The 12295-nt window shown below is 37.5% G+C and carries 14 protein-coding genes; 8 read left to right on the top strand and 6 right to left on the bottom strand.

The genetic code is table 11. From position 1 onward, the window contains the following. Positions 1–421: 421 nt before the first annotated feature. The 4 genes from Q8L85_07775 to rpsT all read right to left on the bottom strand — a co-directional run bounded on the left by Q8L85_07775 (position 422) and on the right by rpsT (position 5217). Positions 422–1492 carry a hypothetical protein gene (locus Q8L85_07775; GenBank protein ID MDP1724585.1) on the bottom strand — a complete coding sequence of 357 codons (1071 nt, stop codon included), beginning with the start codon at positions 1490–1492 and terminating at the stop codon, positions 422–424. Between the two features lie 506 nt (positions 1493–1998). Beyond that, entirely contained in the window at positions 1999–3153 is a 1155-nt protein-coding gene (gene dnaN / locus Q8L85_07770) for a DNA polymerase III subunit beta (GenBank protein ID MDP1724584.1), read from the bottom strand. A gap of 9 nt (positions 3154–3162) precedes the next feature. Continuing rightward, entirely contained in the window at positions 3163–4608 is a 1446-nt protein-coding gene (dnaA, locus tag Q8L85_07765) for a chromosomal replication initiator protein DnaA (protein MDP1724583.1), read from the bottom strand. Between the two features lie 342 nt (positions 4609–4950). After that, a complete protein-coding gene (gene rpsT, locus Q8L85_07760) occupies positions 4951–5217 on the bottom strand; it encodes a 30S ribosomal protein S20 (protein MDP1724582.1) in 267 nt (88 codons plus the stop codon). Between the two features lie 340 nt (positions 5218–5557). Between rpsT and Q8L85_07755 the strand changes: the two genes are divergently transcribed. The 4 genes from Q8L85_07755 (at position 5558) to Q8L85_07740 (ending at position 7584) form a co-directional block, all read left to right on the top strand. After that, entirely contained in the window at positions 5558–5962 is a 405-nt protein-coding gene (locus tag Q8L85_07755; GenBank protein ID MDP1724581.1) for a hypothetical protein, read from the top strand. A gap of 49 nt (positions 5963–6011) precedes the next feature. After that, the gene (locus Q8L85_07750) at positions 6012–6416 is read left to right on the top strand and encodes a hypothetical protein (protein ID MDP1724580.1); all 405 of its coding nucleotides are present in this window, start codon (positions 6012–6014) and stop codon (positions 6414–6416) included. Between the two features lie 320 nt (positions 6417–6736). Beyond that, positions 6737–7063 (top strand): hypothetical protein, encoded by a 327-nt coding sequence (locus tag Q8L85_07745; GenBank protein MDP1724579.1) that lies wholly within the window; start codon positions 6737–6739, stop codon positions 7061–7063. 125 nt (positions 7064–7188) lie between these two features. Next, entirely contained in the window at positions 7189–7584 is a 396-nt protein-coding gene (locus Q8L85_07740; GenBank protein MDP1724578.1) for a hypothetical protein, read from the top strand. Between the two features lie 107 nt (positions 7585–7691). Here Q8L85_07740 and Q8L85_07735 read toward each other — a convergent pair whose 3' ends face one another. Then, positions 7692–7988, bottom strand: coding sequence for a hypothetical protein (locus Q8L85_07735; protein MDP1724577.1), 297 nt, complete (start codon positions 7986–7988; stop codon positions 7692–7694). A 271-nt stretch (positions 7989–8259) separates the two neighbouring features. Between Q8L85_07735 and sdhC the strand changes: the two genes are divergently transcribed. From sdhC to Q8L85_07715, 4 genes are all read left to right on the top strand, one after another. Next, positions 8260–8646 (top strand): succinate dehydrogenase, cytochrome b556 subunit, encoded by a 387-nt coding sequence (gene sdhC, locus Q8L85_07730; protein MDP1724576.1) that lies wholly within the window; start codon positions 8260–8262, stop codon positions 8644–8646. Beyond that, positions 8634–9035, top strand: coding sequence for a succinate dehydrogenase, hydrophobic membrane anchor protein (sdhD, locus tag Q8L85_07725; GenBank protein ID MDP1724575.1), 402 nt, complete (start codon positions 8634–8636; stop codon positions 9033–9035). The genes sdhC and sdhD overlap by 13 nt, the downstream gene beginning before the upstream one ends. A gap of 5 nt (positions 9036–9040) precedes the next feature. Further along, the gene (sdhA, locus tag Q8L85_07720) at positions 9041–10831 is read left to right on the top strand and encodes a succinate dehydrogenase flavoprotein subunit (protein MDP1724574.1); all 1791 of its coding nucleotides are present in this window, start codon (positions 9041–9043) and stop codon (positions 10829–10831) included. A gap of 405 nt (positions 10832–11236) precedes the next feature. Continuing rightward, complete coding sequence (locus Q8L85_07715; protein ID MDP1724573.1) at positions 11237–12016, top strand: succinate dehydrogenase iron-sulfur subunit; 780 nt, start codon at positions 11237–11239, stop codon at positions 12014–12016. Between the two features lie 91 nt (positions 12017–12107). Here Q8L85_07715 and Q8L85_07710 read toward each other — a convergent pair. Further along, a partial coding sequence (locus Q8L85_07710; protein ID MDP1724572.1) for a hypothetical protein occupies positions 12108–12295 on the bottom strand: 188 nt, incomplete at its 5' end.

Genomic DNA, 12295 nt, shown 5'->3' with positions numbered 1-12295 from the left:
AAATTATATTCTTTATTTACTTATGGTATTGATTTTATAAAAAATAATATTTCATTTGAAAAAATAAATCGATGTAATTATGTTAATTTTTTGCTAGCATTTGTTATAGATTTAATTGGTTAAAAGTGTCGTGTACTATGGCAAATTTTTTAAACATCGTTTTACCTCGTTTTAAGTAACCACTTATCAGTCACATTAGCTTACTTAATAAGATATTATGCCCTATGTTGCAATCTTTTTTTCACTAATATTTTAATAAAAAATAAGATTTATGATAAATTTATTGTAATAATATAAAAAAATAACATTTATTAAACTAATGGCATAATATAGTGCTGTAAGTTTATATAAAAGTAATTTTATTTAACAATAAAATGATTTAATCTTTTTAATTTTAAACAATATATTCAAAAATACTTTTTTATATCAATGTGTTAATGATGTTTTCGCTTTTGCTTAATCCATTGATATCTAAATTTAATGATTTTTTAGATTTATGTAGATTGTTGTTTATTTGGTTTACAATAATATCCACGGTTAATGATGTGTGATCAATATAATCTAAATTAAATAATTGGAGCCGTTTAAGCTGCTCATCTTCTTTTTGTGTGTAAAAAGGGATAAAAAGGGATGGGGCTTCGGATAATACAATCTCTAGAAAACTATTATACCCAGCTTCTGAAATGATAAAGGCGCATTGGCTGAGGTTTTTACTTAAATTGGGGATGGATTTTTGTATGGTAATGCCTTCGTCCAGGTAATCGTTGTTTTGGGTTCCTATAATGATCCAAGGATTGTTTTTGAAGATCGTTTTGGGTTTGGCCTTACGTAATAGATCAAGCCAGTTGCAATGAGTGTTTCTGCCGCCTTGAAAGGCTATAACAGATTTTTTGAACAATGTACTATCAAGTGTGGGTTTGGCCTGTTGAAATATATAGCCTGTAAAAAATAAGCTGGGTTTTACATTTGCATAATCAGTCCAATATGCAGCACATTTTTGATCACCATGAATTAAAACAGCATCATAATAATTGTTTAAAATTTCTTTTATTTTAAGAATCTTTGATGAGGGAAGGGACACTAAAATATCGCGCACAGATCCTATAATTTTTAAGTTATTAGATTTTGCTTTTTTAAGAAGGGGAATAAGCTCCCCTTTAAGCATATGACGTCCAAAAGGAAAATGTTCTGTAATTAAAAGATCAGGCTTGAACGCGTCAAATGCATCAAGCAATATTTTTCGCCGTTGATCTAAATAATTTGAATCTGGTTGAATATCTAAATCTGCTAGAAGATTAAAATTTTCGTCTTTTGTGTATAAGGGAGGCAATTGACAAATATTTGTTAAGCTTTTTAATAGATTTGGATTTGGGCATCCACCTGTTACCAAAAGAACTTGGTGTCCTTTGGAGGATAATGTTTCAGCAAGCAAAGAAGCACGTTTTAAATGCCCGATGCCTAATAAATGCTGAACATATAGAAAAATCCGCAATATTTGTGCCTTCGTTTATGAAATGAACGTATCTTCTAACTTATTGAAATTAAGTAACTCCCAAGCCCCCTACGCCCCGCGGCCATATCATTCCTTAAGTATAAACACCCACCCCCTTCCTACGTCCCGCGACTTGTTCGCGGGATCCAGAAAGTGTTTGAGAAGTTTCTGTAAATAGTTATAACGGCCTTTTGCACCATGGATCCCGCGGACAAGCCGCGGGACGTAGGAGGTGGAGTAAGCAATTATCATTAATTATCAATAGCCTGTAATACGTATGGGCAATGACATGGCCGCGGGACGTAAGAAAAGAGGTGTTTAAAACTCTCACCCAACTTCTGGGTAGTTACATTAAATGCTAAATAGATTGGCATTTAAAAGTACTCGAATTATTTCAAAATGTGGGTAGAAAGATGAGCGGTGCGGCAAGCTGCGTGTATCTTTTTATACAGGAGCATTGCGAATCCCGAAATCTGACGCCCTCCACAGTTTAAAAGAAGAAGAGGTTAGCTGACAATGGGCATCAGAACATATAAAGCTGATCCATCGTCTTTGCCTTTAAGCATAATGGCTGATTCTGCATCAATCACTTGAAGCTCGATCATATCACCTTTGATATGACGTGCCGCTTCAATAAGATAATCTGCATTAAAAACGGTGCCGATTTGATCAATTTCGCTTACAACTGAAATCTCTTCAAAACCAGAACCATTTTTACTGCCTGGGACTGAAAATCTAAGTTGATTTTCAGATATTTGTGCGTCAATAGCGCGTAAAATAGGGTCTGCAACAATGGCCATACGGTCAGCTGCGCGGACAAGACCATCTTTCGAAACATGAACTTTGCGTATATCGCCTTTTGGAAGCGCTAATGTGTAATCAGGATATTGACCATTGACCAGTTTCGAAATAAGGCAAATGGATCCAAATTTGACACATAAAGATGTTTGAGAAACATCGCATTCTAAAAGGATGTTTTCTTCTTGAGAAGCCAAAAGACGGCATAAGACATCTGTTGTTTTGGCCGGTAATATGATGCCTGGAAAATCAGGTAAAGCTGTCGCAAAAGGTGTTGTGATTTTAGCTAAGCGATGACCATCAGTTGCTATGGCACATAATTCTGGTCGCCCTGTGTTATCTTCTTGATTGTTTAGTGGAAAAAGATAAACACCACTTAAAAAATGGCGGACTTCTTCTTCGGCCATAGAAAAACGGCTGCGGTTTAAAACATCGCGTAATTGGCCTGCACTCATTTGAAAATGCCAGGGATATTCAGATGGTCTAATGTCAGGGAAAAGATTTTTTTCTAAATAGCTTAAGGTGTAATTAAGTTTATCAGTTGATAATTTAAATGTTGATAAAGGTTGCCCTAATTCATTTGATTCAACTTCAAATTGAATTTCGCATCCATTGGGTAATCTTGTTACAATGTCATTGAGCATATGCGCGGGCGCCACGATCGCACCTGTTTTTTCAACAAGGTGTAATGGCAATTTTTCAAGAATAGCGATATCCATATTGGTTGACGTTAAGGTCAATTCTTGGGGATCAACAACCATTAAAATATTTGATAAAACGGGATTAGGCGTTTTTTTATCAACAACGGATAAAACACGTTGTAAGGCGGTTTTAAGTAAGGATTGGTCGATTGAAAACTTCATTTTATCCCTTTATGACTCTAATATACGTCGTAACAATCTTATATCTTCTGATAATGTAATGTCTTCTTTTAACATCTCTTGGATCGTTTTAGAAGCATGCATGACCGTTGTGTGGTCTCGTCCGCCAAATTTACGACCAATTTCAGGATAAGAATAAGGTGTTAATTGTTTAGTAAGGTACATTGCGACTTGTCGTGGGCGTGCAATGGCACGTGATCTTTTGCTGGAATGCATGTCCGATATTCGGATATTGTAATGTTCTGCAACCTTACGTTGTATTTCGTCAATCGTGACCCGCCTGTCATTGGCTCTGATTAAATCACGTAATAATTCTTGCGCCATTTCAAGGTTGATTTCATGGCCAACCAACGTTGATTGATAGACAACGCGATTCAGTGCGCCTTCTAATTCACGTACGTTTGACGTTATTTTGTGCGCTAAAAATTCAAGAACTTTATCAGGCACAATGGCTTTTAAATTTTCTGCCTTGGCTTGCAATATGCTTAAACGCAATTCATAGGTTGTTGGATGAATATCAGCAACGAGGCCCCAGCCTAAACGAGATTTTAAACGTTCTTCCATGCCGTCTAAATCAGAAGGAGATTTATCGGCGGAGACAATGATTTGATGGTTCTGATCAACAAGCGCATTAAAGGTATGAAAAAATTCTTCTTGCGTTGAATCTTTACCGCTGATGAATTGTACATCGTCAATCATAAGGACGTTAACGGTTCTGAATTGTTCTTTAAAAGAAACGGTGTCTTTGAAACGTAACGCTTTAACAAATTGATACATGAATTTTTCAGCAGAAATATAAAGCACTTTACGTTCTGGGTTAACTTCTTTGATACGTGCGGCAATTGCGTGCATTAAATGTGTTTTACCTAAGCCAACGCCACCATAAAGGAATAATGGGTTGAAAATGACTTTATCTGATTCAGCAACACGTTGCGCTGCGGCAAAAGCAAGTTCGTTTGGTTTGCCAACAACAAAATTATCAAAGGTAAGTCTAGGATCAAGCGATATGCTTAATTTATCATAGGCGAAAGGGGAGTCGTCACTGCTTTCGCTTTCTGGTGTGCTTGTGAAGTGCGTATTTTCTTTTGGCTGTTCGACTGAAGCAATTGATGAATGCGTGAGGGGCGTTAATGAAACAATAAGATCTATTTGATGAATGGATGGGTTTACTTGGTGCCATAAAACACGAATACGATCTACATAATGTGTTGTAACCCAATCACGCATGAAGCGGGTTGGTGCTGCAATCTGAACGCTGCCAGCAAAATTTTCCTGAACAATTAAAGGCATGATCCAGCTACGATGGGCAGCCTCGCCTAATTCTTGACGTAATAGATCTTTTACAACGCCCCATTGAAGCTGAATATAGTCATCAAGTGGATGCTCTTCGGTGAAGGATCCTTGTAGCGGGGTTAATATTTCAGCAAAATCGGTCATTCAAAAGCTTACCTTGAGCGTGGGTTTCTAAGTTTTTTGTTATTTCAACGTACCAAAGACTAAAACATTGTTATTATTATTTAATGTAGCTTTGTTTTGTTTGTTCTTTTATAGTCATATACACGAAAAATGATTACAAAAGAATAGCTTGTAATCTATTTTGACTTATTTGTATTTATGTCTAGAAGAAGAGAGTAGCCTCCTAATCCTAACAGCACAACTGGAACAAAACAAGAACATGCAAAAAAAAATTTCAATAAAATTAAAGCATTATAAGTATAACAAGGGAAACCAAGCTCCTTGAAAGGAGCCTGTTGACCTATATAATTTTAGGAAGAAAAATTAAGCGGAAAGTGTTTTGATGCGCTGTGATAAGCGAGAAATCTTACGTGCAACAGTATTCTTATGCAGTACGCCTTTAGAGGCGCCACGATGAAGTTCTGGTTGTGCAGCGATCAACGCATTCTTTGCAAGTTCAGCATTACCGCTGAGAATTGCAGTTTCAACCTTTTTAACAAATGTACGAATGCGGCTAACACGAGCACGATTTATATCTGTACGTCTTTCCGTCAGACGAATATTTTGTTTTGCCGTTTTTGTATTGGCCATTCTAAAAACCTTTTACATATTGTTATGTATGAATGATAACATGTGAATGAGGTTCTTTATAGAGCTTTTGATGATTAAAGTCAATTCTTTTTGAAGAAGTTGATGGTAAATTTTTTAGAAATTTGATGGTCTTTTTTTGAATTGCGCCCGCTATTAAGTCTTTAGCTTCGAATCATGTAAAAATAAGTTATATTTATCAACTAATTATAAAAAATATTCAATTTTTTAAAAATAATTTTGTATCTTAATCATTTTTTAAGCACCCCCCCCTTAAGATGAATGTAAGAAGAAGAAAAAAAGAAAAAACACACAACGCAAACAATAGTCTTAGGAGGACAATATGAGAAGTTTATCATTAATCACGTTCGCACTCGCACTTGGTCTTTTTTCAATTAAATCTTATGCCGAAGAAGTTCCAGCTGAGGTACCAATGACTGAAGAAACTTTTTCAGAAGATTTTGGTGGGGACTGGGGTGGGGATCCTATCAGTAATGTCAAAACAAATATCGACTTAACGATTAAAAACTACGGTAACTCATTAACGAATACAACGATTGAAAATATTGATTCGTCAACTGTTGATGTGGGTGCCGCTGGTAACACTGTGCTTCTTGAAGGTACTGTTGAAAACTTTTCCATGGCAGCGGAAAGCTATGGCGACAATACAGCTTTAGCGACAGTAAGTGGAGTAACGGCTTCCACTGTTGGTGTGATCTCCGCTGGTAACGCTGTCACATTGAGATAGTTAAGCACAAAAATAGACAATCAATACAATATAATCTTAGGAGGACGTTATGAAAAAATTTTCAATGATCGCTTTTGCATTTGCAATCACTGTGTTCACAATTAAAGCTTATGCTGAAGAAATACCTGCTGAAGTACCAATGACTGAAGAAACTTTTTCAGAAGATTTTGGTGGTGACTGGGGTGGGGATCCTATCAGTAATGTCAAAACAAATATCGACTTAACGCTTAAAAACTACGGTAACTCATTAACGAATGCAACGATTGAAAATATTGATTCTTCAACAGTTGATGTGGGTGCCGCTGGTAACACTGTGCTTCTTGAAGGTACGGTTGAAAACTTTTCCATGGCAGCGGAAAGCTATGGTGACAATACGGCTTTGGGAATAGTGAGTGGTGTAACTGCTTCTAGTGTTGGTGTGATCTCAGCTGGTAATGCTGTTACATTGAGATAATTAACTATAAATTACCGTAATGAGCCCTCTCTTAGGAGAGGGTTCGTCATACTAGCGTTTTGTTTTTGCAGAAATTAATGAAATAGGGTAACTGCCCAGGAGGGTGTGCGAATTTTGAACATCTCACCTCCTGCGGCTTGACCGCGGGATCCATAAAACTTGTTGAAAAGTATCGATAAATATTTACATTTTACTTTTTCAGCATGGACCCCAAGGGGCTTGCCGCTGAGCGTAGGAGGGGGGCTGGGTAGTTATGAAATTATGCTGGACTAAAAACGAAATAAAGAGATAAAAAGCAATAATTTAGGATGGAGGAAGAAATGAAGAAAATGATTTATATCCTGGCTCTTGTGTTTGTAACGGGAATGCCTTCTTTCTCAAACGCTGATCCTTTTGTCAAAAACAATTTAAGTATTGAGCAGATGAATTATGGTAATGCAAGTGCAACGTCAAAAATTGATAGTATTGATGCATCATTTGTTCAGGTTGGCGCTGCGGGTAATACGATAAACTTAAGTGGTAATGTTGAAAATTCAGTTTTTTTCATGCAAAGCTACGGCAACATGATAGCTGACGCTCAAGTTTCGAATGTGAGTAACTCATACATTCAGGTTAATGCAATTGGAAATTCTATAACTTTTAGATAATAAATAATAAATTTGATAAACTGACTCAATTATGATGTTATATTTTTTAGTATTTAATTTTTTATTTTAAAAATGTTATGTTACGCTCATCTTAGCAACACAAATAAATAATCCTGTAGGAAGATATGAGAAACATTTCCATGTGGGCTGTTATTGCAGCTTTTTTTTCATGTAACGTTATTGCTATTGACGCAAGTTCTTTGAATCCTTTAAATTCAGTGAATTCAGCTAATGCTACGCCTCCAGGGAATTCAGTTATTGTTGTTAATTCTGGTGATTCTGCTGATGATCCCATGACAAGCTATGGTGATGTAAGCAAAAACGTCAATGTTCAAGATATTGATTCTTCGGCTGTTCAGATTGGTTCTTCGGGTAATATAACAACGCTTTCAGGCCCTATCGATAAACTTCAAATTGCAGCTGAAAATTATGGTGATATGGCGATAGATGTGAATGTGAGTAAAGTCACTGGTTCTAGCATTAGTATCAAAGCGGCCGGTAATGCGATTAGAGTGAAATAATTTTTCTTTATAGGATCGTGTCATATTGAAATGTTGGTAATCTTATAAGAACATGAACGCAATATTAAGGAAGTTGTTGTTAATATTACGTTCACAGGCATCACTTTTTAATCAAGAATAACGTTGTTATCCACAATCACATGATCATCTTCATTAATCTCGCTTAAAATACCCAATTTAGTTAATAATAACCCTACAGCAAGATGTGTTGCCCCTGTTTGGTTATACAAAAGATCGTTAACTTGCTCTTCAATGTTAACTTCATCAATAATATTGCCTTCGCTCATACTTTTGGCAATTTCTTTATCGCGTAATTGTTCTTTCGCAGCAACACGTATCATATCCCAGATAATGTTTTCGCCCGTTCCTGGTGCCGTAATACTTAATATAGAATCATCAATCATCTCTTTAACATGATTGATGATTCTATATTTGTTTCATTTAAAATATCCGTATAAAATACGTAGATGATAATTTGTGCGCGTAACATAGAACAAGACGATAAGTTCTGGATGTTTGCGAAACATAGATATGTCTTTAAAAAAAGAAACAAAAAAACTCTTGATTTCATGGCCTTTTTTGCTATTTGAAAGCGCATAAAATTATGCTAACCTCTTAGGGTTAAAAGGAAATCCAGTTAAAAGTAGGGTCTCCAAGCTATAAGGGAAAGTTTGAATGAGCAATCGTAATCGGCCAATTTCACCCCATTTGCAAATCTATAAGCCTCAACTTACCTCGATATTATCCATTACACACCGTTTGACGGGGATGGGTCTTGCTTTTGGTTCATTGGCTCTTGTTTATTTTTTAGTCTCGTTGATGAATGGTCCAGAATCCTATGAAGCTACTAAACATTTCTTTAGATCTTGGATTGGACTTGCGTTGCTTTTTGGTTGTGCGCTCGGTGTTTCTTTTCATATTTTGAACGGCATTCGCCATTTGTTTTGGGATGCAGGACGTGGTTTGGATCTTAAATCTGTTTATGCCTCTGGATGGATAACGATTATTGGTACGTTACTTTTAACAGGTCTTATTTCGGGAATTGTTTTATGCCAGCTTTAGAGAAAAAAATGATTTTAAAAGAACCTCTTGCGCGCGTTAAAGGTCATGGATCTGCCAAAGATGGCGTAATGCATTGGATTGCGCAACGATTAACGTCAATTGCTCTTATTCCTTTAATGATCTGGTTTGTGATTTCGTTGTTGATGCGACTGCATGAAAATTATCAAGGTTTTGTTGCATGGATTGCCTCGCCCTTAACTTCTGTTCTTTTAACATTGTTTGTCGTGACCCTTTTTTATCATATGTGGTTAGGGTTAAAGGTTGTGATTGAAGATTATGTTTCAACACCGATGAAACGATATACGACGCTGATTTTCCTTAAATTTTCGTTATTTTTTTTAGCAACTTTATCAATTTTCGCAATTCTTAAAATTGCTTTAGGAGCTTAATTTAGATGTCAAAAGCCTATCCCATTACTGATCACTTTTATGATGTTATTGTTGTCGGCGCCGGTGGTGCTGGATTGCGTGCTACTTTAGGTATGGCGCATGCGGGTCTTAAAACAGCTTGTATCACCAAAGTATTTCCAACACGTAGTCATACAGTTGCAGCGCAAGGTGGCGTTGCAGCATCTTTGGGGAATATCACTGAAGATGATTGGCGTTTTCATATGTATGATACCGTCAAAGGCTCTGATTGGTTGGGTGATCAAGACGCTATTGAATATATGTGTCGCCATGCAAAAGAAGCGGTGATTGAGCTTGAACATTTTGGCGTGCCTTTTTCGCGCACCGATGATGGTCGTATTTATCAGCGTGCATTTGGTGGCCATACCACGAATTACGGTAAAGAAATGGCAAGACGCGCTTGTGCAGCGGCTGACAGAACGGGTCATGCTGTATTGCATACGCTTTATCAACAATCCTTAAAACATAATGCGAATTTTTACGTTGAATATTTTGCAACTGACTTATTGATGGATGAAGAAGGCGTTTGTCGTGGTGTTTTGGCATGGAATTTAGATGATGGCACATTGCATCGATTCCGCGGTCACATGACAGTTTTGGCGACGGGCGGTTATGGTCGTGCTTATTTTTCATGTACATCAGCGCATACGTGCACTGGTGATGGTGCTGGTATGGCAACGCGTGCCGGTTTGCCGCTTCAAGATATGGAATTTGTTCAATTTCATCCAACAGGTATTTATGGCGTCGGTCCCTTAATCACCGAAGGCGCACGCGGCGAAGGTGGTTTTCTTGTGAATTCTGAAGGCGAACGTTTTATGGAACGTTATGCTAAAACGGCCAAGGATTTAGCATCGCGTGATGTTGTATCGCGTGCGATTACGATTGAAATTCGAGAAGGTCGTGGTGTTGGGCCGCTGAAAGATTATATCAATCTTCAATTACATCATTTGGATCCTGATGTTATTCATCAGCGTTTGCCAGGTATCGCAGAAACAGCCCGCATTTTTGCCAATGTTGATGTGACCAAAGAGCCGATTCCTGTGATTCCAACCGTACATTATAATATGGGTGGGATTCCAACCAATTATATGGCTGAAGTTATTCGTCCAACAGCTGATAATCCAGATGCAACTTGTCCAGGTCTTATGGCCATAGGCGAGGGCGCTTCTGTATCGGTGCATGGTGCCAATCGTTTAGGGTGTAATTCCTTATTGGATATCATTGTGTTTGGTCGAGCAGCAGCTTTGCGTACAAAAGATTTGGTGAAACCCAATACGCCGCATAAGGATTTAAATCCAAGTATTACAGAAAAAGCGTTAGCGCATTTTGATCGCGTAAGACAATCGAATGGATCGCTTAAAACAAGTGAAATTAGACTGAACATGCAACGCACGATGCAAGATTATTGTGCTGTCTTCAGAACAGAAGACGTGTTGCGTGAGGGTATTGAAAAATTAGATAAAATCGCTACTTCTTTGGCAGATTTAAAAGTATCAGATCGTTCGCTTATTTGGAATAGTGATTTATTGGAAGCTTTCGAGCTTGAAAATTTGATGGAGCAAGCCCTTGCAACCATTCACTCGGCTGAAGCACGTAAGGAAAGCAGAGGCGGTCATGCACGTGAAGATTTTGCGAAGCGTGATGACGTGAATTGGATGAAGCATAGTCTGTCATATCGTGATGAATCAGGTAAAGTGAGACTTTCCTATAGGCCAGTCCATTATTATACGTTAAGTTCAGATGTACAGGTGTTTCCACCACAAGAACGCGTCTATTAAAATTAAATGTCAAAATGAAGGACAAATTCGGTTCGCTATATAGTAAAATGAATTGAAAAAGCTATATGTTGAAAATTAATGTAAAATATAAGAGTTCGTCATTGCGAAAATGCCTGAGTGCTTTTGCACAAAGGCGTTTGTGGCAATCCACATTTGAATCCTTAAATCAAATAAAAGTGTGGATTGCCGCGCATAGCCTTGCGTACACGCTTGGCTATTCTCGCAATGACGGGTTTTGAGGATTCGAATCATTTCACTATAGTTGATAGAGTTGAGGAGTAGACAAGGAAAAACGAACGAAATGTATCTCTATATACATAAGTGAGGCATGACGATGTATCCTTCCAATGTCTATCGACTATATACTAAACTTTACGTTCTTAATGTTAACGAGGCTTTAAAAAAATGGTTGAATTTGCACTTCCAAAAAATTCAAAAATAACAAAAGGTAAAGAGGTTAAAGCCTTAGGTATACCAAAAAATCCAAGACATGTGAAAGTATATCGTTGGAACCCTGATGATGGTCAAAATCCATCTTTAGATGATTTTGAAATTGATTTAGATGAATGTGGTCCAATGGTGTTGGATGCGCTGATTAAAATTAAAGATCAGGTCGATTCAACGTTGACATTTAGACGCTCTTGTCGAGAAGGTATTTGTGGGTCTTGTGCTATGAATATTGATGGAACGAATACCCTTGCTTGCACCAAACCGATTGATGAAATCTGTGGTGATATCAAAATTTATCCTTTACCCCATATGCCGGTGATTAAAGATCTTGTGCCAGATCTCACACAAGCTTATGCCCAATATGCCTCGATTAAACCATGGCTACAAAATGATAGCCCAGTGTCGAGCACAAAAGAAAGACTTCAAAGCCCCGAAGAACGCGAAAAATTAGACGGTACTTGGGAATGTATTCTTTGCTTTTCGTGTACAACATCGTGCCCCAGTTATTGGTGGAATGGTGATCGTTATTTAGGGCCTGCTATTTTATTACAAGCGCATCGTTGGATTTTTGATTCGCGTGATGATGCTACAGGCGAACGCCTTGATGAGCTTGAAGATCCGTTCAGACTATATCGCTGTCACACGATTATGAATTGTACTAAAACATGCCCCAAAGGCTTGAATCCTGCGCAAAAAATTGCGGATATTAAACAGAAAATGGTTGAGCGGGTTTAACATCTTGACATTTCATGATAATTTTATTAACTAACTGAAAAATATAGAAACTTTGTCATTGCGTGTTGCCCATTACCTAAAAAGTGCGAACTTAAAAGGAGTGACCAAATCTTATCTTTGGAAGAGGGGCATTTTTGTCTTTAGAAGGAGCATAGCTCCATGCTAATGTTCCCTCGGTCGTCATTGCGAGTTTCCTACCACCTAAAAGGGTCGGACTTAAAAGGAATGACCAAATTCGCAAACGTGTGTATAAAAAGCTTGTGCGACCTGGAGGCCGTC

This window comes from Alphaproteobacteria bacterium (genome assembly GCA_030680745.1).
Lineage (GTDB): Bacteria > Pseudomonadota > Alphaproteobacteria > JAUXUR01 > JAUXUR01 > JAUXUR01.
Note: the sequence above shows the minus strand (reverse complement) of the source record. Positions and strands in the feature narration are given on the sequence as shown.